We start from the raw sequence: 25,001 nt of genomic DNA, 5'->3' as shown, positions 1-25,001 counted from the left end.
CGCTCTGGAAGGGTAGCGTCGGTCTGACCATGATCGAGATCCTTGCCGACCGCACCTATCGCCACCTGTTCCTGGCCCAGATCGTGGCCCTTCTGGGCACCGGCCTTGCGACCGTGGCGCTTGGTCTGCTGGCCTTCGACCTGGCCGGCGACCGCGCCGCGATGGTGCTGGGGACGGTCTTTGCCATCAAGATGGTCGCTTATGTCGGCATCGCGCCGATCGCGGGCGCCTTTGCGGACAGGCTGCCGCGCCGCGCTTCGCTGGTGACGCTTGACCTGATCCGTGCGGCCGTTGCCGTCTGCCTGCCTTTCGTGAGCGAGATCTGGCAGGTCTACGGGCTGATCTTTGTGTTGCAATCGGCCTCCGCCGCCTTCACGCCCACGTTCCAGGCCACGATACCCGATGTCCTGACGGATGAGGCGCGCTATACCCGCGCGCTTTCGCTGTCGCGCCTGGCCTATGATGTGGAAAACATCGTCAGCCCGACACTTGCCGCGCTTTTGCTGGCGGTCATGAGCTATAACGTTTTGTTCCTGGGCACGGCGGTGGGGTTTGCCGCTTCGGCACTGCTGGTGGTCTCGGTACTGCTGCCCAACCCGGCTCCGTCAACGCATCGCGGCATCTACGATCGCACCACGCGCGGCATCCGGATCTACCTGGCCACACCGCGTCTGCGTGGCCTGCTGGCATTGAACCTTGCCGCGGCCGCCGCGGGCGCGATGGTGCTGGTAAATTCCGTCGTTCTGGTGCGCGGCGTGCTGGGTTTGCCTGAAAGCGCGTTGGCCTGGACGATGTTCGCGTTCGGGGCGGGGTCGATGTTGGCGGCACTGGCGTTGCCGCGACTGCTGGACCGCCTGCCGGACCGGCCGGTCATGATCGGCGGAGCGGCGCTGATGATCGTGACCCTGGTTGGCTCTGCGACCTGGATCGCCGTGCTTGGCCCTGCCTGGTCCGTCTTGTTGGCCGCCTGGGTGCTGATCGGGCTGGGGTATTCCGCCGTTCTGACACCGTCGGGTCGCCTGCTGCGGCGTTCGGCCCATGCCGCAGACCGGCCCGCGCTTTTCGCAGCGCAATTCGCGCTCAGCCATGCCTGCTGGCTGCTGACCTATCCGCTGTCGGGGTGGCTGATGACGCAATTCGGCCCGGTCGCGGCGTTGATCCTTCTGGCAAGTCTGGCGTCGGCGGGTTTGGTCGTGTCGCTGCGGGTTTGGCCCGGGCAGGATCCCGAAACGGTCGAGCACAGGCACGACAACCTGCCGCTGGACCATCCCCATCTGCAGGGGCAACGGCGGCATTCCCATCCGCTGATAGTCGATGAGCACCATCCGAGATGGGCATCGAAGTTCTGAAACGGCAACATGGCGCGCCGCTCATCCCATCCGATCGGGGCCGCCTTGTCGAAAAACAGCGGGCCATTGGCCGGGCAGATCGCCGTCACCGATTTCCGGGCGCCATAGTTCCTCCATAGCCAGGCCGCGGATAGCCGAACCGGCGTCGTGAGGGTGGCGCGACGTTTTTCGGGCTTTTGGGGAAGGCGGCCGCCGACACCACCCTAGTCCAGCCGATGCCGGTAGTCGCTGACCAGCAGATGCGTCGGCGCAACGTCTTCCTCGATCTCGGCGAAGCGGCCGATCGGTTCGCGGAAAACATTGTCGGTCTCGTCGTCATTCACGGTCGACACTTCGCCGATCAGCACGTCGCCGCCATCGCCCCAGAAGGCGTGCCAGTCGCCGGGGCGCAAGGTGACGCTTTCACCGGGAGCCAATCGCAGCTTTTCACCGGGCGCATAGTCGTGGCGGATGCCGTCCAACCAGACCGTGCCGCCGCGGTCTTCGGCGAAACCGCCTGCGTCGTCCGAGCCGAACAGCTCGACCACCAGCGTCGCGCCGCCACGATTGATGATGTCCTCGGCCTTGATGACATGCGTGTGCATCGGACTAAGCTGATCGCGTCGCGAGATCAGCAGCTTTTCGGCATAGCACATGCCGCCGCCGCGCCTGAGATCGGCCAGCAAGCCATTGCGCAAGGTGAACAGGAAAAGCCCCATCTCGTCGAAACGCCCCGCGCCGTAGTCGGTGATGTCCCATCCGCAGCGGGCGTCGATCACATGACGTGCGTCGGTCTTGCGCGCCTTGAACTCGTCGGGGGTCCAATACGCGAAAGGCGGAAGGGTAAAGCCGTACCGGCGGATCATGTCGTCCGCGGCGGCCATGATTTCGTTGATGCGCGAGCGTTTCATGCCGGGGCCTTCTGCGTGCTGAGGATTTCTATCACCATTGCCGCCGTCCAGGTAAAGTCTCCGCCGCCGCAGCCTTCGGCCGTGATCGGATCGTAATACTCGGCAAAGCCGCTTTCCTCGATCAGCCGGATACAATCGGAAAAGATCCGTTCGGACATCGCCCGTTGCCCGGCGTTCTTCAACCCGTCGGCGATCATGTAGTTGACGATCAGCCACACCGGGCCGCGCCAGTAGCGCAGGCTGTCGAATTCCGGTGCCTCCGGATCGTGGCTGGGTACCAGGAACCGCGCGCTCTGGGCCAGTTTCCCGATCCGTTCGGCGATCGCTTGGGCGCGATGTTCGGGAATGGCGCAGAAAGCCGCCAGCAGCCCGCCGATGGACGGGCTGTCGATCAGCGCGCCAAGCGCCCGGTCCTGGCACGCGTACTGGCCCAGCTTGCCGTTCCACAGAGTGTCCATCGCCGCGATGCCGCGCGTGGCAAAGGCGCGTGACTGTTCGGCGATTTCCATCTCGCCCAGCTTTTCGGCGAGGCCGGCCAGGTCGCTGCAAGACCGGATCAGGATCGCGTTGAAACCCGGATCGACGATGCGGAAGGGCGAGGCATCGTGCAGCTTCGCGTTGTCCCAGCCGAGGCTGCGGAAATGCTGCACCAACCAGATATAGCGCTTGTATTGCTCGTCCGTCGGTCGGTGCGCCGGGTTGGCATGCGCGGTATCGCGGCGCCTGAACGGCATGACGCCGTCGGTGGGCACGCGGTCGAACGCGTCGTCCCAATCGACCGAATTGTCGCGCCCGGATTCCCAGGGATGCAGGATCGCCACCAACCCCGTGCCCTGCGGGTCGCGGTCGCGATAGAACCACTGATGCCAGGCATGAACGCGCGGCAGCAGTGCACGGGCCTTGCGTTCCGCGAGGGTGCGGTTGCCTGCACGGTCGAAGATCCGGCGTATGGCAAAACCCGCGACGGCCGGTTGCGTGATCCCCGAGGTCGGCACCGGCCGACCGGTGTCCCAGACGTCTGGTCCCGGAAAATAGCCGTCGTCCTGCTGGTGAAAGATGATGTGCGGCACCATGCCGTCAGCCCATTGGTGGGCGAACAACGTCTCGATCTCGGTCCAGGCTCGGGCCTCGTCGAAATGCGAAAAGCCAAGCGCACTCAGCGCCGAGTCCCAGTTCCACTGGAACGGGTAGAGGCCGTGCGTCGGAACGGTATAGGCACCGCGGTCGTTGCGCCTGAGCACGCCGCGCGCTTGCTCGATCAGGTCCTGTCTCATGGGTTCTCCTCAGGCAACGGCCAGTGTGGTTTCGGGATCGAACCAGCGGACCCGGTCGGGTTGCGGCGCAAGCGTCAGCCTGTCGCCGGGCTTGACGGGCGTGTCGCTGTCCAAAACCGCGCGGAACAACGCGCCACCCACGTCGCAGGTGACCAGAAGATACGCACCCAGCGGTTCCACCACCTTGGCCGTCGCCGTCAGCCCGGTGGAGGCCGGGCGCATGTCTTCGGGACGGATCGCAAAGGTCAGCGGCTTGCCCGTTTTCGGACCGTCGATGACTTGACCCGCCACGCTCCACTTGCCGTCGCCCTTTGACTGCGCAGGCAGGAAGTTCATCGGCGGGTTGCCGATGAAGCTGGCCACGAATTCCGCCGCGGGATTGCGGTAGACCTCGATCGGCGATGCGGCCTGCACGATCTTTCCCTGGTGCATGACGCTGATCCGGTCGGCCATCGACATCGCTTCGACCTGGTCGTGGGTGACGTAGATCGCCGTGGTGTTGCTTTCGGCCAGCACGCCTTTCAACTCGGCCCGCATTTCCATCCGCAAAAGCGCATCGAGGTTCGACAGCGGTTCGTCCATCAGGATCACGTCGGGCTCCATAGCCAGCGCCCGGGCCACGGCGACGCGCTGGCGCTGACCGCCCGACAGTTCACCGGAATAGCGTTTCAGCAATTGGTCGATATGCATCAACCCCGCCACACGTTCGACCCGAGCCGCGACCTCGGCGTTGGGCAGTTTGCGCATGCGCAGGCCGAAACCGATATTCTCGAACACCGTCAGGTGCGGAAAGACGGCATAGTTCTGGAACACCATGGCGATCCCACGATCCTTGGGCGCAAGGTGGTCCACCCGGCGCCCGCCGATCCAGACTTCGCCGGTGGTTGCGGTTTCAAGACCGGCGACGATCCGCAGAAGCGTGGTCTTGCCGCAGCCCGAAGCGCCCAGAAGCACCATGAATTCCTGGTCGGCGATGGTCAGGTTGATGTCGTGAAGCGCCTGGTAATCGCCGAATTTCTTGGCGACGCTCTTGATCTGGATCTCGGCCATTCTTCGAAGCTCCTTTCCGGTCGCCCCGCTTCAGCGGTTGGCGATGCCCCACATGGCGAACAGGTATTTGCGCACGGCGAATATGAAGACCAACGCCGGCACGACGAGGATGAAGCCACCCGCGAATTTCAGATGCAGCGGGGAGGTATCCAGGTTTTGCAGCAAAAAGGCGGTCAGCGTGCGGTTCTCGATGGTCAGAACAGCGGCCGCGAAGACCTCGTTCCACGAGATCACGAAAGCGAAGATCGCCGATGCGGTGATGCCAGGCAGGATCAGTGGCAGAACGACCTTGGTGAAGGCCGTCAACCGGGTGCAGCCCAGGGTCCAGGCCGCTTCTTCCAACTCCAGCGGGATGCCCGAGAACAGCGAGTAGGTGATCAGCACCGAGAACGGGATCGCCAGGGTGGTGTGCACCAGCGCCAGGCCGAATACCGTGTCGTCAAGCCCGGTCCGGATGAACATCACCGCCAGCGGAAGCGCCAGAAGGGGCAGGGGAAACGCGCGCGTCAGCAGGATCAGCAGGCGGAACAACTCCTTGCCGCGGAATTCGAAACGGGACAGCGCGTAACCGGCCGGCGCGCCGATCAGGATCGACATGACCATCGTCAGGCCGGCGACCAGAACCGAGTTCTTGAGCGCAGTCAGCATCCCCGCGAAGCCAGCGAAGAATTGCAGCGACGCGAGATCGAATTCCGGGATGAACGGCTTTGGAAACCCGTTCACGGTGTCGGGCGAACTCAGCGTGTTGATCAGCAGAAAGTAGATCGGCACCAGTACCCAGGCGCACAGCAGCACCACGGCGGCGGCATAGACCAGGCGGCCGGCCCTGCGGGTATCGGGCACCGCGACATCGGTGGCGACGGCGGTCATATCGTGGCTCCTTTCGGAACGCGCAGGACCCGCAGGATCACCAGTGTCGCCGCGATCGAAATGGCGAGGATGATCAAGGCCATGGCCGCGGCAGCTCCGCTATTCAGCAGGTCGAACTGATAGGTATAGGTTTCGCCCATGAGGACCGGAAACAGCGTGCCGCCAAGGGCTGCGACCACCGCGAAAACCTCGAAGGCCAGGATGACCCGCAGGACCAGCGCGGTTTGCAGGGACGGCCGAAGTAGCGGCAGCGTGATGCGCAGGAACTGTTTCCACTTGGAGGCGCCGAAGACTTCGGCCGCCTCGTAGTATTCCTTGGGGATCAGGCCGATGCCGGCCACCAGGATCACCAGCATGATCGCCGTCGCCCGCCAGATCTCGGCCAGCATGATGGCCAGGAACACGATCCCGGGGTTCTGGAACGTCAGCAGGTTGACCGGTTTGTCGATCAGCCCAAGCCCGGTCATCATCGAGTTCAGAAAGCCGGATTGCTCGAAGATGGCCAACCAGATGATGCCTGCAGCCAGGTCGGAGATCCCCAGCGGGATGGTCCAGACGTAAAGCACCAGGTCGCGGCCCTTCTCCATCCGGTTGACCATGGTGGCCATGAGAAGCGCCAGCGCCAGCTGGATCGGCACGACAGCCGCCGCCAGCAACAACGTATTGCGCAACGAGATCGGGAATTTCCAGTAGCTGGTCACTTGCCTGAAATTGTCGAGCGAGAACCCTTCGCCGGTGCTGAAGGCCTGCTTGGAGACAAGCAGGAACGGATACACAAAGAACAGGCACAGGAACAGGGTGACCGGCAGGATCAGGACATAGGGTAGCAACCGAGCGTTCATCGGGTCGCTCCTTCTGGGGCGCTGAGGGCGTGCTTTGCGGGGAAGGACGTGTCCGGGCCTGGTGAAAAGGCGGCCCGGACACCGGGAGGTGTGAAAGGGCGCTGGCCTTATTCGACCGGGCAGGCGCCTTCGGACGGTGCGTCGGGCGCCCAGCACGGCGCGCCGGTGGCTTCCATGATCGCCGCCAGCGTGGCCTTCTGATCGTCGAGCACGGCGCGGATGTCCTGGCCGGCCAAAACGATCCGTTCAAAGCTGTCGACGAAGACCTGGTTGAATTCGCCGCCCTTGTCGCCCAGGCCCGCCGGCAAAAGCCCCGGATTGGCATCGGCAGAGCCGCTCATCTTGGCGATCGCGTTACCCGCGGCCTTGACCGATGGCGGCAGATCGTCCGGAAGATCCACGTCGACCACCGGGAAAAAGTTGGTGGCGCGCAGCGTCGCGATCTGCGTTTCCGGCTTGAGCATGTATTCGATCAGCGCCTTGGACGCCTCCATGTCGGGCGCGGTGCGCGGGATTGCGACACCGGCAAGAACAGGCATGAAGCCGCGCCCGGTCGGACCAGCCGGCGCCGGGAAGGCGACGAAATCGTCGGGGCGTTCGTTGAACGCCTGCGCAAGACGCGAGGTGTGATCGAAAACGATCCAGGCATCGCCGGACAAAAGCTGTTCCTGCATGAACGAGAAGTTGGTCGAGGCCGGATTGGTGTGCGTCCAAAGCTCGCGCATCTTTTCCCACGCGGTGACCGCCTCGTCGCTGGCGAAGGTGCGCACGACGCCGTTGGTGTAGGACGGATAGAGATAGCCCTGGAAAAAGCGGTGCTTCAGTCCCTTCGGGCCGGCCGGGAAGCCGAACTTGGGTTCACCTGCCGCTTCATGCGCATTTGCGGCCCATTCGATCAGTTGGTCGTAGGTCAACGCGTTGATGTCTGCGCCCTCGGGCAGGTATTGCAGCGCTTCCTTGTTGGCCGCCATGACGTAGCTGGCCTGCATCCAGGGAATGTACTGCAAGCTGTCGGTTCCCAGCTTGGCAAGCGTGTTGAACGTTCCCGATGCGCTCATGACACCCATGTCCGACAGGTCGACCAGATCATCGGGGTTCATCGCCGAGAAATCACCGTGCAGCGCGCCCAAGACGGCAATGGTGCCCGAACCGGCCTGCAGTTCGGCCTGCAGACGTGTCAGCCAGGGGCCACCGTCATTGGGCTGGTAATCGACGGTTTCGCCGAATCCGGCCAGCACCTGTTCGCGCATCGCCTGCGCTTCTTCGACGGGTTTGGCCTGCGTTGACCAGAACAGCATATCCGCCTGGGCCGAAAAGGCGCTGCATGCGAAAGCGACGCCGGATGTCGCGCCGAGAATCCTGGAAAATAGGGTCATGGTTCCTCCCAAAAATGTCGCGCGGGGCCGGATCTTGTCGTGGCTTCCGCAGTGAAGCGCCGCGCCTCGACTTCGTTCGAGGTTCCGCGCGCCGAGGGGGAAGGACGCGTCACTTTGGCGAAGTGGCCGCGAATCTCCTCCCTTGGCTCAAGCGTGATACATCGTTATACCTTGCGTCAACATTTTTTCCGAGACGACGACACCCCCTTCCGCAAATGGCGGTCGAAAATGGTTGAAACTCTGGGAATTTTTGTCAAAGACTTGGGCGTAACGATATATCTGATTGTGAGGCAGTTCGTGTCCGGCAAACCGACCTTGGGTACCGTCGCCAAAGCTGCGGGGGTCTCGATTCCCACGGTGAGCCAGGTATTGCGCGGAACCGGCCGCATTTCAGAGCAGACCCGCGACAAGGTGCTCGAGACGGCCCGCCAGCTGCACTATGTACCGAATTCTCGCGCCGCCGCGATCCGATCCGGGGACAACCACGAAATCGGGTTTGTCATCAACCAATTGCAGAACCCTTTTAACGCCGAGGTGATTGGCGGCGTCGTGGATCTGCTCGAAGCCGAAGGCTATCTGGTATCCATCGTCGACACGCGTGACGATCCGGTGCGGCAGTCTCGGCAACTCGAGGCCTTCATCCGGCACGGCCGCGGAGGTTTGTTGTGGGTGCCCGCGATGGACACGCCGGAAGAAACATTCGACCTGTTGCGCGCGCAGGGCATCCCGACCGTGACTTTCCTGAGAAACGTGCGGCGCGATCTGGATCATGTCGGTATCCGCAATGCCGACGCGACCGCGACAGCGACCGGACACCTGATCGGTCTGGGACACCGACGCATCGCCTATCTGGGCGGCAATGATTCCAGCATCGTTCGGCGCGAACGGGTCGACGGCTATCGCAAGGCGATGGTCGATCGCGGGCTTGGGTCTTTGGTGGTCTGGGATTGCGACGACAACAAGCTCGCGGGGCTCGAGGCGATGACGGCGCTGCGCCGCGCCCATCCGGAAGTGACGGCGCTGGTGTGCAATGGTGACATGGTCGCGCTAGGAGCCAGCCTGGCCGTGACCCGGTCGGGACTGCAGCCTGGACGCGACATGTCGATCATCGGCTTCGACGACATCCAGGATGCGGCCGTGGCCACGCCGCCGCTGACGACGATGGCGGTGTCGCCGCACAAACTGGGCCGCCGACTGGCGCGAATCCTGCTGGATCGCATCGAGGATCCGGACATGCCGCCCACCACGTCGGAGGTCACGGCCGAGCTCGTGGTGCGCGACACCACCGGTGCATTGTCGCGCAGGGGCGATGTCGTCGGAGGCGACGCTTCGGGTTCAGCCGCCTGACCGCACCTTGCGCTGCGCGATGTCGCCCCCGGCGATCCGGCGCAGGGATACCTGCAACCGCTTTTCCGCCGATGCGATTTCGGCCAGAACCTCGCGCGTATAGATCATGTGGGCCTCTGCCGCGGCACCCGCGGCTTCGGGATCGCGTGCCAGAATGCCGTCGACGATGGCGATATGCTGGTTGCGCAGCGTTTCGCGCACTTCGGGCAGTGCGTACAGGCGTTCGCGGTTCAGAAAGACACCCTGCCGCAACATGCCGATCAGCGCGCGCATGATCTGCAGCAGAACGGCGTTGTGGCAGGCTTCGTAGACCGTGACATGCAGGTCCAGATCCGCTTCGGCTTCGGCTGCGGGATCGGCCAGGCCGTGGGCGGCCTCGATCCGGGCGACACAGGCTCGCAGCGCGTCGCGGTCCACATCCGTCGCGCGGGTTGCGGCCAGCGTGGCTGCCATCCGTTCCAGCGTGGCACGCAGTTCCAGGTAATTGTCCGAGATGTCCGGCCGTGTGGCGATCAGTGCCATCAGCGGATCGATCAGACCGACCGCCAGTCGGGCCACCGACTTGCTGCCGTCCGGCCCCGACACGATCAGTCCGCGCTCCTCCAGCAGCTTGAGGCTTTGCCGCAGGGTCGGGCGCGACACCTGCAGGCGTTCAGCCATTTCGCGTTCCGACAACAGCGGTTCGCCCGAGCGCAGAGAACCTTCGAGAATCAGGTCTTCGATCTGCCGGGCGGTCAGGTCGGCGACCCCTGTGGCTTTGGCGGATGCAGGCATGGCGAAAGATCCCGGTGTCCATCGACTGATTTCAATGGCTTGTCTGTCGCCAAGCCTAGGGGATGCGACAAATTAGGTAAAGGCGTCTTTCATTGTTGACCCGTGTGGTCAAAACATTTTACCAACATGACCTAACGGAAAGTTGAATTAACCACTGTGCGCGTCAGGGAGCGGCGTCGCGCAATGGCACCGGAGGGGGACAGACATGACCACGTCTCGGCAAAGCGTTCACGATTCACGCGGCCAAGCAAAGCAGCCTGCCGAACCGTTCATCAGCACGGCGACCCAACCAAAGCCGGCCGCTGCGCTGCTGCACGACCTGCGGGCCATCGTCGGAAGCCGCAACGTTCTGACCAAGCCCCGAACGACCCGACGCTTCACCAAGGGGATCCGGTATGGTTCGGGTCCGGTTGTGGCAGTGGTCTGCCCGGGGACGCTGGTCGAGCAATGGCGCGTGCTCAGGACCGCGGTCGAGGCCGGAAGGGCGGTGATCTTTCAGGCCGCGAACACTGGTCTGACGGGTGGTTCGACGCCGTGGGGCGACGACTACGACCGGGAAATCGTGCTCATCAACGTGATGCGTCTGAAAGGCATCCATCTGTTGGGTGCCGGCGAACAGGTGCTGTGCCTGCCCGGTGCCACGCTGGACCGGCTGGAACAGACCCTGCGTCCGTTGGGCCGCGAACCGCATTCCGTGATCGGGTCGTCCTGCATCGGCGCTTCGGTTCTGGGTGGTATCTGCAACAATTCCGGCGGGGCGCTGGTGCAGCGCGGCCCGGCCTATACCGAACTCAGCCTTTATGCCGAAGTCCGCGAGGATGGATCGGTCGCGCTGGTGAACGCGTTGGGTCTCGATCTGGGTGAGACGCCGGAGGAGATATTGGGTCGTCTCGACCGCGGCGACCTGCCCGATGCGCAGCAGACCAACGCCTGGGCGTCAGATCGGGACTATGTCGACCATGTCCGCGATGTGGAGGCCGATACACCCGCCCGGTTCAACGCCGACCCGCGCCGGCTGAACGGCGCGTCGGGATGCGCCGGCAAGCTGGGCGTCTTCGCTGTCCGGCTGGATACCTTCGAGGCCGAGCCGGAAACTGCGGTCTTCTACATCGGCACCAACGACCCGCAGGTGCTCACGGATCTGCGCCGTGACATCCTGGGTCAGTTCGACAATTTGCCGATCGCGGGCGAATACATCCACCGCGACGCCTATGACATCGCCGCCCGCTACGGCAAGGATACCTTTCTGTTCATCCAGAAGGCCGGCACCGACCGGATGCCGGCGCTGTTCGCCACCAAGGCCCGTGTCGATGCCCTGACCGACCGGCTGGGGTTGGGCGCGACAGCGTCGGACAGGGTCGCGCAAACCGTTGCATCGCTGTTTCCGCAGCACCTGCCCAGGCGCATGAACCAGTTCCGCGACCGGTTCGAACACCACCTTCTGCTCAAGATGGGCGGGGCGGGCATCGCCGAGGCGCGCGCCTATCTGGCCGATCGCTTTCCTTCGGACAAGGGCGACATGTTCGAATGCACGCCCGACGAAGGCAAGGCCGCCTTTCTGCACCGCTTTGCCGTGGCGGGGGCTGCGGTGCGCTATCGCGCGATCCACAGCAAGACCGTCGAGGATATCGTGGCGCTGGACATCGCGCTGCCGCGCAACACGCGCGACTGGGTCGAAACACTGCCGCCGGAAATCGACCGCGCCATCGAGAAGAAGCTCTATTACGGCCATTTCTTCTGCCAGGTCTTCCACCAGGATTACGTGATCCGCAAAGGCCATGACTGCCTTGAGGTCGAACACGCCATGTGGCGCCTGCTGGACCAGCGCGGCGCGGAATACCCGGCCGAACACAATGTCGGCCATCTCTACAAGGCCAAGCCCGAACTCGCGCAGTTCTACAAGAAACTCGATCCGACAAACTGCATGAACCCGGGCATCGGGCAGACCTCGAAATGTGCCCATTGGCACTGACCTGACCCCGGCCCGAAAGGGCCGGGTTTCTTTTTGACCAACCTGCGCGGCGCTGCCGCACCCCCGGAGGAGATCATGTCGCTTACCCTAGGATTTCTGCTGGCGCTGTTGCCCATTGCAACCGTGTTCCTGCTGCTCGTCGTTCTGGCCCGATCGGCCAAGCTTTCCATGGCCGTCGCCTATGCGGTGACGGCACTGACCGCCCTGACCATCTGGGGCACGGCGCCCGAAAAGGTGATGGGCGCCACGGTCAACGGGGCCGTCACCGCGATCAGCCTGCTGTTCATCGTGTTCGGAGCGATCCTGCTGCTTTACACTCTGGAACAAAGCGGCGGCATCCGCGCGATCCGCGCCGGGTTCTCGCGCATATCGCCCGACCGGCGGGTTCAGGCCATCATCATCGCCTGGTTGTTCGGGGCGATGATCGAAGGTGCATCGGGCTTTGGCACACCTGCCGCGATCGCGGCGCCGCTGCTTGTCGCGCTTGGCTTCCCGGCCATGGCGGCGGTGATGGTGACCCTGATCATCCAGAGCACGCCGGTGTCCTTCGGCGCGGTCGGCACGCCGATCCTGGTGGGCGTCAAGACCGGCCTCGCCGACCAGCCCCTGGTCGAAGCCACCATCGCACCGATGGGGTTCACCGAATACCTGATGCAGATCGCCGGCAACGTGGCGATCATCCATGCGCTGGTGGGGGTGTTCATTCCACTGCTGATGGTCGGCATGCTGACCCGGTTCTTCGGTACGAACCGGTCGTTCCGCGAAGGGCTGCGCGCCTGGAAATTCGCGCTGTTCGCCGGTGTCGCCTTTACCGTGCCCTATGCATTGATCGCCAACGTGATGGGGCCGGAATTCCCGTCGCTGCTGGGCGGCATCGTTTCGCTGCTGATCGTGGTGCCCGCGGCCCGGCGCGGCTGGTTCCTGCCCAAGGACAGTTTCGATTTCCCGGCGCGCAGCGAATGGGAACACGAATGGATGGGCAAGATGGACAATGTGACGGTCGATCTGGTCGAGGAAGAAAAGCCGATGATGTCGATCGCCCGCGCCTGGGCGCCCTACGCGCTGGTCGTCGGACTGCTGGTGCTGACACGGTCGGTGGAATGGGTCAAGTCGCTGCTGGTCGCACCCGAAGTCACACTGGCCTTCAACGACCTGTTCGGGTCGGGCATCAACGCGGTGGTCAAGCCGCTTTACCTGCCCGGCACGGTCTTCATCGTCGCGGCGCTGGCCACGCTGGTCCTGCACCGCATGCCGTTGCCGGCTTTCGGCCGGGCGTTGAAATCCTCGGGTCACACGATGCTGGCCGCGGCGCCCGCGCTGCTGCTGGCGGTGCCGATGGTGCAGGTCTTCATCAACTCGGCCTCGGCCGAGATGGTCAGCATGCCGATCATGCTGGCCCAGGGCGTCTCGGCCGTGACCGGTGAAAGCTGGTCGCTGTTCGCGCCCTGGATCGGGGCGATGGGCGCCTTCGTGGCCGGATCGAACACGATCTCGAACATGATGTTCAGCCTGTTCCAGTTCTCGGCCGCCGAACAGATCGGACTGGGCGCCGCCGGGGCCGGCCTGATCGTCGCCCTGCAAGCCGTGGGCGGTGCGGCGGGCAACATGATCTGCGTGCACAACGTGGTTGCGGCATCCGCCACCGTCGGACTTGTGGACCGCGAAGGCATGATCATCCGCAAGACCCTGCTGCCGATGACCTATTACGCGGTACAGGGCGGGCTGATCGGCACCGCGCTGATCATCGGGGGGATGAACGTCTGGTGGCTGGCCGCCGCGGGCTGGCTGGCGCTGGTCATCGCCGCGATGTGGATGAACCGTTCGGGCAAGGCGCCGGACGCCGCCGTGATAGCGGCGGAATAAAGCAGCCGAAAGAACAGAGGCCCGCGCCGGTATCCCGGCGCGGGCCTTTTATTAATCTTGCGGCTGCGCTTGATCGTGGCGGGGCCGCCCGCGGTCAGATTTCCTCGGGCACCATCTTGATCGCGCCGCAGGGGCATTCAGCCACGCAGATCCCGCAGCCCTTGCAATAATCGTAGTCGAATTCGAACCGCTTGCCGGGACCCAGCTTGATGACCGCATTGTCGGGGCAGACGCCGTAGCAATTGTCGCATTCAAAGCAATTGCCGCAGCTCAGGCAACGGCGCGCCTCGTAAAGCGCATTGGTCTCGTCCAGCCCGTCCACCACCTCGCCGAAGGTCGATTTGCGGCGCTCGATGTCCAGAACCTGCTGAACGGTTTCCGGCGCGTCGGTGTAGTACCAGGGGTTCAGCTTGTCGAAATCGGCGATCTCGGGCTTTGCCGGCCGTTCGTAGGTACTCGATTGCAGCCAGGCATGGATGGCGCGGGCGGCGTGTTTTCCGTGCCCGACAGCGACCGTCACCGTGCGTTCAGACGGCACCATGTCGCCCCCGGCGAAGACGCCCGCATGTCCGGTCATGAACTGGCCGTTCACCTGGATCACCTTGTTCTCGATCTCGACGCCGGGCAGCTTTTCGACAAAGGACGTATCGACGTTCTGCCCAAGCGCCATCACGACGGTATCGGCCTCCAGTTCGTCCATCTCGCCCGTGGGCTGGGGTTTGCCGTTCTCGTCCAATTCCATCCGCTCGACGACGATCCTGCCGCCGTCGCCCACCTCCTTGATGGTGGTCAGCCAGTTGACGATGACGCCTTCCTCCATCGCCTCGTCCATCTCGAAATCATGGGCCGGCATCTGGTCGCGGGTGCGGCGGTAGACGATGATCGCCTCTTCGGCGCCCATGCGCTTGGCGGTGCGGGCGACGTCGACCGCGGTGTTGCCGCCGCCATAGACCACCACGCGGCGACCCAGCATCGGCTTGTCCTGCGCGATTTCCATGTCGTGCAACACGCCCACCGCATCCAGGATGCGCCCGGCATCAGCAGAGGGGATATAGGCCCGGTTGGCAAGATGGGCGCCGATGGCCAGGAAGACGGCGTCGAATCCGCCGGCCTCCTTTTCCGCTGCGATGTCCTCGACACGTTTGTTAAGAACGAACTCCACGCCCATGTTTTCGATGCGTTTAATGTTGGCCTCGACGATGTCGCGGGGCAGGCGGTAGGCGGGAATGCCGAACCGCATCATGCCACCCGCCACCGGACCGGCCTCGTAGATCGTCACGGCATGACCCAGCCGGCGCAGGTGATAGGCGGCCGACAGACCCGAGGGGCCGGAGCCGACGACGAGAACCTTCTTGCCGGATCCCGCTTCGGGCACGTGCGGGGACCAGCCCTGCTTGCGCGCTTCGTCGTCCAGAAAGCGTTCCACGGCGTGGATCGACACCGGGCTGTCGATGTCCTTGCGGTTGCAGGCGGTTTCGCAGGGGTGATAGCAGGCGCGGCCCATGATCCCGGGCAGCGGGTTGTTGTTCATGATCTCGCGCCAGGCATCCTCATAGCGGCCTTCTTCGGCCATCGCCAGCCAGGCCTGGATGTTCTCACCTGCCGGGCAGGCGTTGTTGCAGGGCGGCAGACGGTCCAGATAGACGGGACGTTCGGTGCGCCAGCTGCCGGTGTGGTTTTCCAGCGAGGTGCCGACATCCAGCGTGACGGCGAACGGTGCGGTGGTGGGAAGGGTCATCGGCCCGTCTCCTCTTCTTCGCGCAGAAGATCGAATTCCGCGATGTTGTGGTCGCACATGGCCTGAAGCTTGGCGATCGCCGCCTTCCCGCTTTCGGTCTTGAACAGGTGCGCGAACCGGCGCTGCGGCCTCAGATATTCCTCGATCGGCACGCGGCTGCGGATCGGGCGCGTCCGGACCACCCTGCCGTGTTCGGCCTCGAACAGCGGGAAGAACCCGGTTTCCACCACGAGCCGCGCGAGGTTGATCGTTTCATGCGACGCGCAACCCCAGCCAAGCGGGCAGGGGACGTAGACGTGGATGTAGCGTGCGCCGTGGATCTGCATGGCCCGTTCCACCTTGGCTTCCAGATCCTGCAGATAGGCAACCGACGCCGTCGCCACGTAAGGGATGTTATGGGCCATGGCGATGCGGGGCAGGTTCTTGCCGGTGCCGAACACGTTGCCCGGATATTGCTCGCCCACCGGCATCGTTGTCGCGGTGCGTGCGCCACCCGGGGTCGCCCCGGACCGTTGCACGCCGGTGTTCATGTAGGCTTCGTTGTCGTAGCAGATGTAGAGCACGTCATCGTTGCGTTCGAACATGCCCGACAGGCAGCCAAAGCCGATATCCACCGTACCGCCATCGCCGCCCTGGGCGATGATGCGGGTGTCGCGGCCCTTGGCCTTCATCGCCGCCTGCATGCCGCTGGCCACGGCGGGCGCGTTGCCGAACAGCGAATGCATCCACGGCATCTGCCAGCTGGTCTCGGGATAGGGCGTGGTAAAGACCTCGAGACAGCCGGTCGCATTGGCGGCGATCATGTTGCCGCCCGTCGCCCGCATCGCGGTGTCCAGCGCATAGCGCGCGCCGAGCGCTTCGCCGCAGCCCTGGCAGGCACGGTGGCCGCTGGTGATCGCGTTCGACCGGGCCATCGAGGCCTGGACCGTGCGGTTGGCCTGGTCCACCAGCCGGTTGCCGACGGTGAACGTGCCCTTCTGGTAGAACTTGACCTTCTGTTCGGGGCTGAGTTCGTCGATCTGTTTCATGCCCGGACCCCCTGGCTGGCCGATTGTCCGGCGGTGTCTGACTGGATGTTGCGCAGGATGCTTTCGGCGACCGGGCCGGACGCGATCTGTGCCCGCTGCCGCGCGATCTCGGCCTTGACGATGTCCCATCGCAGGTCAAGGAAATGCACGTCTTCCAGTTCGTCGCGGACGGCCGTGGCGAAAAGCCGATGCAGCGATGGTATGGTGATCGGCCGCCCGCCCAGGCCGGCGACGACGGTGTGCACGTGAATGCCGGTGCCCTGCATCGACATCATGATATTATTGGCCACGACCCCGCCAAAGCCGAGCGCAAAGCTCTTTTCGACCACCACGACGCGTTTCGCGCCCTGCAGCGCCGCGCGCAGGGCGGCACCGGGGAAGGGACGGAACGATCCGATGGTCACGACGCCGATCTTTTCGCCGGCGTCCCGCATTTCGTCGACGGTGTCCTTGATGGTGCCGGCGACCGAGCCCAGCGTGACGACGATCGTCTCGGCGCCCTTGGTGCGGTATTCGCGGATCAGCCCGCCGCTGTCGCGTCCGAAGATGTCCCGGAACTCGGCCGCGATCTCGGGGATCACGTCCAGCGCCTGCATCTGCTTGTCATGGGCCAGATAGCGCACCTCGGTGAATGCCTCGGGGCCCACCATCGCGCCGATGGAATAGGGGTTCGACGGGTCCAGCACCTGGCGGGGCTGCAGCGGCGGGAGGAACTGGTCGACCTGCTCCTGCGTCGGCATGTCCACCCGTTCATAGGCATGCGTCAGGATGAAGCCGTCCATGCAGACCATCACCGGCTGCGACAGGCGTTCGGCGATCTTGAAGGCCTGGATGTGCAGGTCCAGCGCTTCCTGGTTGGTTTCGGCGAACAGCTGGATCCAGCCCGCGTCGCGCATCGACATGCTGTCGGTATGGTCGTTCCAGATGTTGATCGGCGCCCCGATGGCCCGGTTGGCAATGGTCATCACGATGGGCAGGCCCAGGCCGGACGCGTTGTAGACCGCTTCGGCCATGTAGAGCAGACCCTGGCTGGCCGTGGCCGTGTAGGTGCGCGCACCGCAAGCGGACGAGCCGATGCAGGCCGACAGGGCGGCGAATTCGCTTTCGACGTTCATGTACTCGCAGCGGCCCATCTTGCCTTCGCGCACCAGTTCGCCGCAGTGTTCGACGATATGGGTCTGCGGGCTGATCGGATAGGCGCAGATCACTTCGGGGCGGCAGAGCGCGATGGCTTCGGCGACCGCATGGCTGCCTTCGAGCTGTTTAAGCATTCTCAAGGTCCTTTCCCAGGGCCGCGGCATAAGCGGCCTGCGCGGCAGCGATGTTGCCGGCGGCAACGGGCCCGCTGAATTTCGTTGCAATCGCCTTTTCGACGCTCTCCAGGTGTATTTCGCCGGTGATCGCGGCGAAGCCGCCCAGCAGCGCCGCGTTGGGCACCGGGCGGCCAACATGCTGTTTGGCCAACGCCGTGGCGTTCACACCGACCACGTGACCTCGGGGCAGGTGGCTGACTTTGTCGGCGATCCCCAACTCGTGCCAATCCTTGGTGGTGTTGATCAGAACGAAGCCGTCCGCCTTCAGCCCCTGGAAGACATCGAGCGCATGGAACAGCGTCGGGTCCTGGATGATCAGGCAATCGGGTTCGAGGATCGGCTCGCGTCGGCGGATTTCCTTGTCGTCCAGCCGACAGAAAGACACGACCGGTGCGCCGGTGCGTTCCGACCCGAAGGACGGAAAGGCCTGAGCGTGCTTGCCTTCGATGAAACCGGCGATCGAAAGCATCTCGGCCGCCGTCACGACGCCTTGCCCTCCGCGACCGTGAAGTCTGATCTGGAACATCGCGAAGCCCTTTCCTTTTCGCCGACGCGCGCCGCCGTCGCGACGCTGCGCACCCTCGTGGCGCAGAGTGCCGGTGCGAGTCGTGGTATCCCGACCTAACCCAGCGACCCGCGAAAAACCTTGACGGAAGTCATATCGCTTTGCCGCGGGCGACGTCGCCGAACACGAACACCCGCGCGTCGGAGAGCCGGGCTGAGAAAACGCGCATCGGCGGCAGTTCCTTGCCGGTTCCGGCGGGGGACGCCTGCTGATGAATGCGCATTCATAACTGTTGAATACGCATTCACGGCTCGCTATGGTCGAGAAAACAAAACATGTGAACGGGAGGAATCAATGCGTAAAAGAACGTTTATGGCTACGGCTGCCGTGGCCGCCGCGATTGCGCTGTCACCGATGGCGTTGGTAGCCGGCGGGCATCTGGAGAAATACAATCTGCTGCCGGACAAGCCCTTTGCCGGCACCAAGCTGAACATCCTCAGCGTGGTGACCCCCCAATTCGACGGCCTGATGCTGCGCGACGAGGAATTCACCGAACTGACCGGCATCGAAACCGAGTGGACCTTCATTCCCTTCGGATCGCTCCAGGAAAAGATCAACGCCGAAGGCATCGCCGCCAACGGCACCTTCGACGTGGTCAATTACCTCGACAGCTGGGGGCCGCCGAACGCCCATTGGCTCAAGCGTATCGACGAACTGATGGCGCGCGACGGCATCTCGATGGACCGCTACCCCGCGGCCTTCGCCCGGTCGGCGCAATACGAAGGCGAAACGCTGGGCTTTCCGCTGCGCGCCCATCCGCAGTTGATGTTCTATCGCAAGGACCTGATCCCCGAGCCGCCGAAATCCTGGGATGACGTGATACGGATCGGCAAGGAGCTGAAGGAAACCCATCCCGATATCGCGCCGCTTGCGCTGTATTACAACAACGACGGCAACCGGCAGAACCTGTTCATCTGGATCAATTTCCTCTGGGCGGCCGGGGCCGACATCTTCAACGAGGACGGCAGCGCCGCGTGGGCCTCGCCCGAGGGCATCCAGGCCACCAAGGACTATATCGAACTGCACACCGTCCACCAGGTGACCAACCCGAACTCGCTGGCCTTCGTCGAACAGGATGCGCGGCAGTCCTTCATGCAGGGCAATTCGGCGATGATCCCGGTCTGGTGGTGGGCTTATTCGGGTTTCTACAACCCCGAAAGCTCGACCCTGACCAAGGACCAGGTCGCCTTTACCGGCATGCCGTCCTACCAGGGCAAGACCAAGACCTACGCGATCTCGATGCCGTTCTCGATCTCGACCTATTCGCAGAACCAGGATGCCGCCTGGGAATTCCTGAAATGGCTGTCCAACCCTGAAATGGACAAGGCCAACGCGATCGAACGCGAGGTGGCTGGCAAGCCGATCGTCAACAACGTGGTGACCCATATCTCGTCGCTGCAGGACGCGGATGTGAACGCGGCCAATGACGGCATCCAGGCCGCAGCCTGGGAAAGCCTGAAGGAATCCGACATCATGCCGCAGATCCCTGAATGGCCCGAGATCGGCGACATCCTGTCGGCCGCGATCGCCGAGGCAGCCGCCGGTGGCGATGTCGAGACGCTGATGAAGGACGCGGCCGAGCGGGCGGACAAGGTGCTGCGTCGCGCCGGCCGGCTCTGACACGCGTCACCGTTTCGCGAAACGAAAGGGGGCGCGATACGTCGCGCCCCGCATTTAACGGGAACGCCCCTCACAACGGGCGGTCCGGGTGACTTGCGATGCGCGACAACACGTTGAAATACCTGCTTGTCATGCCGGCAGTCGTTGTCGTGTTCGCGACGGCGATCTGGCCGCTGATCGAAGCGGCGCGGCTGTCCTTCACCGTGGGCCGGCTGAACCGGCCCGGATCGCTGGATCAATACCTGGGCTGGGAAAACTACACCTGGGCGTTTTTCGAGGAACCCGCCTTCTGGAATTCAGTCTGGGTGACCGCCGTCTACACCGTGCTGACGGTGGGGCTGACGACGGTTTTCGCCTTGGCGCTGGCACTTTTGCTGGCGCCAGGCGGGCGGTTGCGCAGTTCGGCCCAGACGCTTCTGATCCTGCCCTTCGCCATGAGCCCGGCGCTGATCGGTGTGTCCTTCCGTTTCATGTTCAACCCTGAATTCGGTCTGTTCGATGCCTTCTTCGGCGTGCTGATCCCGCCGCTGGCCGATGTCAGCTGGCTGGCCGATCCGAACCTGGCCTTCGCGGTCGTGGTCATGGCCGATGTCTGGGGCTGGATACCGTTCCTGACACTTGTCCTGATCGGCGGCTTGGCCAGCGTCCCGCGCGACACGATCGAGGCCGCGCAGGTCGACGGCGCCAGCGGTTGGCGGGTCTTCCGCGACGTGACGCTGCCGCAGCTTGCCCCGGTGCTGGCCGTTGTCATCATTCTCAAGTCGATCTTCAGCCTGAAGACCTTCGACCAGGTCTTCATGCTGACCAATGGCGGGCCCGGCACGGCGACCCAGACGCTCAGCCACTACATCTACTTCAACGGCATGAAATACGGGCAGATCGGCTATTCCGCCTCGGTCGCCTGGCTGATGGTGATCCCGATGATCTTCCTGACCTACGCCTATGCCAAGTTCGTGTTCCGAAAGGCATGACGCGATGACCGGCAGACAAAGAAAACAGCTTTGGGGCGCGGTGCACACCGTGCTGATCCTGATCGCCATGTTCGTGATGCTGGTGCCGATCATCTGGATCTTCCTGGCGGCGTTCAAAACCCATGTCGACGTCTACCAGCTCAAGCTGTTCTTCACCCCGACGCTCGAGAATTTCGGCATCGTGTTCGACGATCCGTACCGTCTGGGCGAAAAACTCTTCAACTCGACCATCGTGGCCCTGGTAACCGTGATCATCGCGATCCCCATCGCGACGTTGGCGGCCTATTCGTTCAGCCGCTTCCGCCTGACCGGCGAGACGATGATGCTGGTGACCATTCTGGCCACGCAGTTCGTGCCCGCGGTGGTGATCATCCTGCCGTTCTTCGTGATGTTCCGGGATATCGGGCTGCTGGACACGCGGAGCGGCCTGATCCTGGTCAACCTGGCCATCGTGATGCCCTTCGCGATCTGGATGATCAAGGGCTTCATCGACGGCATCCCGCTGGACACCGAGGAAGCGGCGATGGTGGACGGGTCGTCGCGCCTGCAGGTGATCCGCAACATCGTGCTGCCGATGGCCGCGCCCGGCCTGCTGACCAGCGCGATCTTCTGTTTCATCATCGCCTGGAACGAATTCCTGTTCGCTCTGATCCTGACCAACAAGAACGCGGTGACGCTGCCGATCGGGCTGGCGCTGTTCAAGGCCGAAGAGGGCGATCTGTGGAACCTGCTGAGCGCGGCGGGAATCATCATCATGGCGCCGATGTTCGTGCTGGCGCTGATGATCCGGAAATACTTCGTTCAAGGAATGACCATGGGAGCGGTGCGATGAAATCGAAGGCGATGCGCTGATGGCCGAGGTCATCCTGAAGAACCTGACCAAACGGTGGGGCGATTTCATTGGAGTCGACAACCAGTCGCTGCACATCCTCGACCGGGAATTCCTGGTGCTGCTGGGCCCATCCGGCTGCGGCAAGACCACGACCATGCGCATGATTGCCGGGCTCGAAGACCCGACCGGCGGCGAAATCTGGATCGGCGATCGCAAGGTCAACGACGACCTGCCCAAGGATCGCGATGTGGCCATGGTCTTCCAGAATTACGGCCTGTATCCGCACATGACGATCTTCGAGAACATCGCCTATCCGCTGCGGGTGCGCGGTGTGGCGAAATCCGAAATCGCGCCGCGGGTCCAGAAAGCCGCCGAACAGGTCGAACTGACGCAATTCCTGGACCGCAAGCCCAAGGCGCTGTCCGGCGGCCAGCGTCAGCGCGTGGCGCTGGCGCGCGCCATCGTGCGAACACCCAAGGTGTTCCTGATGGACGAGCCGCTGTCGAACCTCGACGCGAAACTGCGCGTGACGATGCGGGCCGAACTCAAGCACCTGTCGCGCGAATTGCAGATCACCACCGTCTACGTCACCCATGATCAGATCGAGGCGATGACCCTGGCCGATCGCGTCGCGGTCATGAAGCACGGCGTGATCCAGCAGCTGGGCACGCCGGACGAAATCTACAACGATCCGGCCAACCTGTTCGTCGCGGGATTCATCGGTTCGCCCGCGATGAACTTGATCAACGGCTCGATCCGCGACGGCATGTTCGTCACAACCGGCGGCACACGCCTGGTTCCGGTGCCGACCGAGGATCGCGCCTCCGTCATCCTGGGTGTGCGCGCCGATGACATGACGGTGCACGAAGCCGGACAGGGCGACATCGACGTCAAGATCTATGCTTTCGAAAATACCGGGGAAAGCACGCTTCTGACGGTGCAGTGGGGCAAACAGCGCGTGATCGCGCGGGGCGACCGGCACCTGCGCAAGGAACAGGATGATATCGTCGGCATCAGTCTGAACACCGATCACCTGTATCTGTTCGATCCCGAAACCGAAAACCGGATCAGGGTCTAGGGCGATGGGGTCGGCGCGGGTGACGGCAAGCGATGTGGCAAAGGCGGCTGGTGTCAGTCAGCCGACGGTCAGCCGCGTCTTCAGCCGCTCGACATCGGTCGACCCCGAAAAGGCCGAGCGCGTCCGAAAGGTCGCGCGCGAACTGGGCTACATTCCCAATCTGGTCGCGCGATCGCTGAACTCGGGCAATTCCTTTAGGATCGGCATCGTGCTGGCCTATCTCAAGAACGGATTTTTCAGCGAAGCGCTGCACCGTCTTTCCAAGGCGTTGAACGCCAAGGGGTATTCGGTCACGGTCTACTTCGCGGGCAACAGCGCCGACGAGGTCAACGCCATCGTCGACGACCTGCTGGCCGATCGCGTGGACGGGATCGTTCTGGCCAGCATAAGTCTCAGCAACACGCTGGTGTCACGGGTGCGCAATTCCGGCATCCCCTGCGTCTTGTTCAACCGCGGTCAAAGCGATCCCAAGACGTCGATGGTCACCGCGTCGAATTTCGACGGCGGCAAGCGGGCGACCGAGTTCCTCATCGCGGCCGGTCACAAGCGGATCGCCCATCTTGCCGGATGGCGCGAGGCGCTGAACGGCGTCGAACGCATGCAGGGTTTCCTGGCCGCGATGCAGGCCGCCGGTATGGAACCGGCAGCCTGTACCGACTGTCATTTCCGGCGCACCGTCGCGATGCAGGAAACCCGGCGCCTGTTCGCGCAGCCGCAAGTGCCGGATGCTGTGTTCGTGGCCAACGATCACATGGCCTTCGGTGTGCTCGAGGTATTGCGCGAGGAACTGGGGTTGCGCGTGCCGCAGGACGTTTCGGTCATCGGTTATGACGACGCGCCGATGGCTGCCTGGAAGACTTTCGATTTGACGACCGTGCGCCAACCGCTGAACCGGATGATCGAGGCCACGGTCGCGCTGCTGCTGGGTGAAATCCAGGGCGAAAACCGCAAGCCGGAAAAGGTTGAAATTCCGGGGCAACTGGTGGTTCGCGGTTCCGCGCGCATCCCGGTTGGATGGCACGATGCCGAAAAGGAAGCGGTCGCGGGTTGCCAGCGGCCCGATCCAACAGGAGCACGGAAATGACACGGATCACGCAAGCCCAGGCCGACGCCCGCCACGTGAAGCGCAGCGACTACCGGTCCTGCACCGTCGCCTTCATCGACTGCAAGAAACCCGGGTCGCACCTCAAGCAGAACTACTCGATCATCGGGCCCGGGGTGACGTCCTCTTCGGAGCAGGTCATCAATCTTCCCGAGCCGCATGGCTTCAACATCGGTGCGGCTGCGATGCCGACGGGCATCACCAACAACCTGCACATCCATTTCACCGCCGAGGTGTTCATGGTGTACGACGGAGAATACACCTTTCGCTGGGGCTCGAATGGCGAGAACGAAATCGTCGGCCGCCCCGGCGATATCCTGTCCGTCCCAACGTGGATCTTCCGCGGGTTCACCAATACCGGCGCAGGCGACGGATGGCTCTTCACGACGCTTGGCGGTGACAATACCGGCGGTGTCATCTTTCACCCCGATATCCTTCGCGAGGCAGCGGAATACGGGCTGTATCTATCCCGGGACAACCGCCTGATCGACACTTCGCGGGGCGATCCGGTTCCGGACGACGATGTCCGCATGGCCCCCATGTCGGCCCAGGACGTGGCGAGGCTGCGCAGCTACAGCCCCCGGGACATGCGTCAGCGCGTCGTCAAGGCCGAAGACCGCGACTACCGCCCGGCATTCATCGACCGCGCGCTTGACGATTGCGGCGCCGAAATTGCACCGGTGATCGGTCATGGCATTTCCCAGAATCGCGACCATGCCGCGCCCATTACGAACCCGCACGGGTTTTCAATGGAATGGCTCAGGCTCAGGCCCGGGCAAAAGGTGGCGCCCTTCGTGCTGGCCGACAAGATGGTGGTGATCCCCCGGCAGGAAGGACTGCGCATCGCTTTGAACGATGCTGCCGATGTGGCGCTCGACCTGGGCGGCTGGGATACGGTTTCGGTGCCCGGGGATGTCGTTCGGTCGTTCGAGAACACCGGCGACGCCGAGGTCGAAGCGCTGGTCATCGTCGCGGGCGACCACCAGAAACGACCCATGTTCCGCGACACGGTCATCGAGGCGGCGCTGGCGCGCGGCTGGGCGCTGGATGCGCAGGGCCATGTCGCCGAGGCGCACTTGATACCGGGCTATGCATTGGTTGCGCAATAGCGTGGCGCGGGCCCGGTTGCCGACGCCGTAAGCGAAAG

22 protein-coding genes are annotated in these 25,001 nt (G+C 63.7%); 10 read left to right on the top strand and 12 right to left on the bottom strand.

Annotation, left to right across the window (positions count from 1 at the left end; translation table 11 throughout):
* Positions 1-29: 29 nt before the first annotated feature.
* On the top strand, positions 30-1,349 hold the full coding sequence (locus KUH32_RS17425) for an MFS transporter (protein WP_217779939.1): 1,320 nt from the start codon (positions 30-32) through the stop codon (positions 1,347-1,349).
* Between the two features lie 203 nt (positions 1,350-1,552).
* On the opposite strand, the gene KUH32_RS17420 is transcribed toward KUH32_RS17425, so the two are convergent.
* The 6 genes from KUH32_RS17420 to KUH32_RS17395 all read right to left on the bottom strand — a co-directional run bounded on the left by KUH32_RS17420 (position 1,553) and on the right by KUH32_RS17395 (position 7,651).
* Complete coding sequence (locus KUH32_RS17420; protein WP_217779938.1) at positions 1,553-2,239, bottom strand: D-lyxose/D-mannose family sugar isomerase; 687 nt, start codon at positions 2,237-2,239, stop codon at positions 1,553-1,555.
* Positions 2,236-3,513, bottom strand: coding sequence for an amylo-alpha-1,6-glucosidase (locus KUH32_RS17415; protein WP_217779937.1), 1,278 nt, complete (start codon positions 3,511-3,513; stop codon positions 2,236-2,238). Before KUH32_RS17415 ends, KUH32_RS17420 begins: the two co-directional genes overlap by 4 nt.
* Positions 3,514-3,522: 9 nt before the next feature.
* Positions 3,523-4,563 carry an ABC transporter ATP-binding protein gene (locus KUH32_RS17410; RefSeq protein ID WP_217779936.1) on the bottom strand — a complete coding sequence of 347 codons (1,041 nt, stop codon included), beginning with the start codon at positions 4,561-4,563 and terminating at the stop codon, positions 3,523-3,525.
* Between the two features lie 30 nt (positions 4,564-4,593).
* Positions 4,594-5,433: a carbohydrate ABC transporter permease gene (locus KUH32_RS17405; RefSeq protein WP_217779935.1), complete on the bottom strand. Its 840-nt coding sequence runs from the start codon at positions 5,431-5,433 to the stop codon at positions 4,594-4,596.
* The gene (locus KUH32_RS17400; RefSeq protein WP_217779934.1) at positions 5,430-6,275 is read right to left on the bottom strand and encodes a carbohydrate ABC transporter permease; all 846 of its coding nucleotides are present in this window, start codon (positions 6,273-6,275) and stop codon (positions 5,430-5,432) included. Before KUH32_RS17400 ends, KUH32_RS17405 begins: the two co-directional genes overlap by 4 nt.
* Positions 6,276-6,382: 107 nt before the next feature.
* A complete protein-coding gene (locus tag KUH32_RS17395; RefSeq protein WP_217779933.1) occupies positions 6,383-7,651 on the bottom strand; it encodes an ABC transporter substrate-binding protein in 1,269 nt (422 codons plus the stop codon).
* Between the two features lie 39 nt (positions 7,652-7,690).
* On the opposite strand from KUH32_RS17395, the gene KUH32_RS17390 reads away from it, so the two are divergent.
* On the top strand, positions 7,691-8,998 hold the full coding sequence (locus KUH32_RS17390) for a LacI family DNA-binding transcriptional regulator (protein ID WP_348541144.1): 1,308 nt from the start codon (positions 7,691-7,693) through the stop codon (positions 8,996-8,998).
* Here KUH32_RS17390 and KUH32_RS17385 read toward each other — a convergent pair.
* The gene (locus KUH32_RS17385) at positions 8,987-9,772 is read right to left on the bottom strand and encodes an FCD domain-containing protein (protein ID WP_217779932.1); all 786 of its coding nucleotides are present in this window, start codon (positions 9,770-9,772) and stop codon (positions 8,987-8,989) included. The two genes, KUH32_RS17390 and KUH32_RS17385, sit on opposite strands and share 12 nt — an antisense overlap.
* A 205-nt stretch (positions 9,773-9,977) precedes the next feature.
* On the opposite strand from KUH32_RS17385, the gene dld reads away from it, so the two are divergent.
* A complete protein-coding gene (dld, locus tag KUH32_RS17380) occupies positions 9,978-11,744 on the top strand; it encodes a D-lactate dehydrogenase (RefSeq protein ID WP_217779931.1) in 1,767 nt (588 codons plus the stop codon).
* A gap of 75 nt (positions 11,745-11,819) precedes the next feature.
* Complete coding sequence (locus KUH32_RS17375; RefSeq protein WP_217779930.1) at positions 11,820-13,607, top strand: L-lactate permease; 1,788 nt, start codon at positions 11,820-11,822, stop codon at positions 13,605-13,607.
* A gap of 94 nt (positions 13,608-13,701) precedes the next feature.
* On the opposite strand, the gene KUH32_RS17370 is transcribed toward KUH32_RS17375, so the two are convergent.
* From KUH32_RS17370 to KUH32_RS18605, 5 genes are all read right to left on the bottom strand, one after another.
* Positions 13,702-15,345 carry an NAD(P)-binding protein gene (locus KUH32_RS17370; RefSeq protein ID WP_217779929.1) on the bottom strand — a complete coding sequence of 548 codons (1,644 nt, stop codon included), beginning with the start codon at positions 15,343-15,345 and terminating at the stop codon, positions 13,702-13,704.
* The gene (locus KUH32_RS17365) at positions 15,342-16,373 is read right to left on the bottom strand and encodes a thiamine pyrophosphate-dependent enzyme (protein WP_217779928.1); all 1,032 of its coding nucleotides are present in this window, start codon (positions 16,371-16,373) and stop codon (positions 15,342-15,344) included. Before KUH32_RS17365 ends, KUH32_RS17370 begins: the two co-directional genes overlap by 4 nt.
* Positions 16,370-17,644 carry a transketolase C-terminal domain-containing protein gene (locus KUH32_RS17360; RefSeq protein WP_217779927.1) on the bottom strand — a complete coding sequence of 425 codons (1,275 nt, stop codon included), beginning with the start codon at positions 17,642-17,644 and terminating at the stop codon, positions 16,370-16,372. Before KUH32_RS17360 ends, KUH32_RS17365 begins: the two co-directional genes overlap by 4 nt.
* Positions 17,637-18,212 (bottom strand): 2-oxoacid:acceptor oxidoreductase family protein, encoded by a 576-nt coding sequence (locus KUH32_RS17355; protein WP_217779926.1) that lies wholly within the window; start codon positions 18,210-18,212, stop codon positions 17,637-17,639. The genes KUH32_RS17360 and KUH32_RS17355 overlap by 8 nt, the downstream gene beginning before the upstream one ends.
* A gap of 130 nt (positions 18,213-18,342) precedes the next feature.
* A complete protein-coding gene (locus KUH32_RS18605) occupies positions 18,343-18,474 on the bottom strand; it encodes a hypothetical protein (RefSeq protein ID WP_284438360.1) in 132 nt (43 codons plus the stop codon).
* Positions 18,475-18,563: 89 nt separating this feature from the next.
* Here KUH32_RS18605 and KUH32_RS17350 point away from each other — a divergent pair, with 89 nt between their 5' ends.
* From KUH32_RS17350 to KUH32_RS17325, 6 genes are all read left to right on the top strand, one after another.
* Complete coding sequence (locus tag KUH32_RS17350) at positions 18,564-19,871, top strand: ABC transporter substrate-binding protein (RefSeq protein WP_254899267.1); 1,308 nt, start codon at positions 18,564-18,566, stop codon at positions 19,869-19,871.
* 98 nt (positions 19,872-19,969) lie between these two features.
* Complete coding sequence (locus KUH32_RS17345; protein ID WP_217779924.1) at positions 19,970-20,842, top strand: carbohydrate ABC transporter permease; 873 nt, start codon at positions 19,970-19,972, stop codon at positions 20,840-20,842.
* A gap of 4 nt (positions 20,843-20,846) precedes the next feature.
* Positions 20,847-21,674, top strand: a complete 828-nt coding sequence (locus KUH32_RS17340) for a carbohydrate ABC transporter permease (RefSeq protein ID WP_217779923.1) — start codon at positions 20,847-20,849, stop codon at positions 21,672-21,674.
* A 19-nt stretch (positions 21,675-21,693) separates the two neighbouring features.
* On the top strand, positions 21,694-22,752 hold the full coding sequence (locus tag KUH32_RS17335) for an ABC transporter ATP-binding protein (RefSeq protein ID WP_217779922.1): 1,059 nt from the start codon (positions 21,694-21,696) through the stop codon (positions 22,750-22,752).
* A 19-nt stretch (positions 22,753-22,771) separates the two neighbouring features.
* Complete coding sequence (locus KUH32_RS17330; protein ID WP_348541143.1) at positions 22,772-23,836, top strand: LacI family DNA-binding transcriptional regulator; 1,065 nt, start codon at positions 22,772-22,774, stop codon at positions 23,834-23,836.
* Positions 23,833-24,963, top strand: a complete 1,131-nt coding sequence (locus KUH32_RS17325) for a cupin domain-containing protein (RefSeq protein ID WP_217779920.1) — start codon at positions 23,833-23,835, stop codon at positions 24,961-24,963. Before KUH32_RS17330 ends, KUH32_RS17325 begins: the two co-directional genes overlap by 4 nt.
* The last annotated feature ends 38 nt before the right edge of the window (positions 24,964-25,001 follow it).

The sequence above is a fragment of the Thalassococcus arenae genome, assembly GCF_019104745.1.
Lineage (GTDB): Bacteria > Pseudomonadota > Alphaproteobacteria > Rhodobacterales > Rhodobacteraceae > Thalassococcus_B > Thalassococcus_B arenae.
The sequence above is the reverse complement of the archived record's forward strand: the minus strand, read 5'-3'. Positions and strand labels throughout refer to the sequence as shown.

Excerpts from the sequence above, each read along its gene's own strand:
- KUH32_RS17340 (WP_217779923.1), top strand. The coding sequence starts at position 20,847 with ATGACCGGCAGACAAAGAAAACAGCTTTGGGGCGCGGTGCACACCGTG.
- dld (WP_217779931.1), top strand. The coding sequence starts at position 9,978 with ATGACCACGTCTCGGCAAAGCGTTCACGATTCACGCGGCCAAGCAAAG.
- KUH32_RS17365 (WP_217779928.1), bottom strand. The coding sequence starts at position 16,373 with ATGAAACAGATCGACGAACTCAGCCCCGAACAGAAGGTCAAGTTCTAC.
- KUH32_RS17425 (WP_217779939.1), top strand. The coding sequence starts at position 30 with ATGATCGAGATCCTTGCCGACCGCACCTATCGCCACCTGTTCCTGGCC.
- KUH32_RS17345 (WP_217779924.1), top strand. The coding sequence starts at position 19,970 with ATGCGCGACAACACGTTGAAATACCTGCTTGTCATGCCGGCAGTCGTT.
- KUH32_RS17415 (WP_217779937.1), bottom strand. The coding sequence starts at position 3,513 with ATGAGACAGGACCTGATCGAGCAAGCGCGCGGCGTGCTCAGGCGCAAC.
- KUH32_RS17375 (WP_217779930.1), top strand. The coding sequence starts at position 11,820 with ATGTCGCTTACCCTAGGATTTCTGCTGGCGCTGTTGCCCATTGCAACC.
- KUH32_RS17405 (WP_217779935.1), bottom strand. The coding sequence starts at position 5,433 with ATGACCGCCGTCGCCACCGATGTCGCGGTGCCCGATACCCGCAGGGCC.
- KUH32_RS18605 (WP_284438360.1), bottom strand. The coding sequence starts at position 18,474 with ATGCGCATTCATCAGCAGGCGTCCCCCGCCGGAACCGGCAAGGAACTG.
- KUH32_RS17360 (WP_217779927.1), bottom strand. The coding sequence starts at position 17,644 with ATGCTTAAACAGCTCGAAGGCAGCCATGCGGTCGCCGAAGCCATCGCG.
- KUH32_RS17410 (WP_217779936.1), bottom strand. The coding sequence starts at position 4,563 with ATGGCCGAGATCCAGATCAAGAGCGTCGCCAAGAAATTCGGCGATTAC.
- KUH32_RS17355 (WP_217779926.1), bottom strand. The coding sequence starts at position 18,212 with ATGTTCCAGATCAGACTTCACGGTCGCGGAGGGCAAGGCGTCGTGACG.
- KUH32_RS17325 (WP_217779920.1), top strand. The coding sequence starts at position 23,833 with ATGACACGGATCACGCAAGCCCAGGCCGACGCCCGCCACGTGAAGCGC.
- KUH32_RS17350 (WP_254899267.1), top strand. The coding sequence starts at position 18,564 with ATGGCTACGGCTGCCGTGGCCGCCGCGATTGCGCTGTCACCGATGGCG.
- KUH32_RS17335 (WP_217779922.1), top strand. The coding sequence starts at position 21,694 with ATGGCCGAGGTCATCCTGAAGAACCTGACCAAACGGTGGGGCGATTTC.
- KUH32_RS17370 (WP_217779929.1), bottom strand. The coding sequence starts at position 15,345 with ATGACCCTTCCCACCACCGCACCGTTCGCCGTCACGCTGGATGTCGGC.
- KUH32_RS17395 (WP_217779933.1), bottom strand. The coding sequence starts at position 7,651 with ATGACCCTATTTTCCAGGATTCTCGGCGCGACATCCGGCGTCGCTTTC.
- KUH32_RS17420 (WP_217779938.1), bottom strand. The coding sequence starts at position 2,239 with ATGAAACGCTCGCGCATCAACGAAATCATGGCCGCCGCGGACGACATG.
- KUH32_RS17385 (WP_217779932.1), bottom strand. The coding sequence starts at position 9,772 with ATGCCTGCATCCGCCAAAGCCACAGGGGTCGCCGACCTGACCGCCCGG.
- KUH32_RS17400 (WP_217779934.1), bottom strand. The coding sequence starts at position 6,275 with ATGAACGCTCGGTTGCTACCCTATGTCCTGATCCTGCCGGTCACCCTG.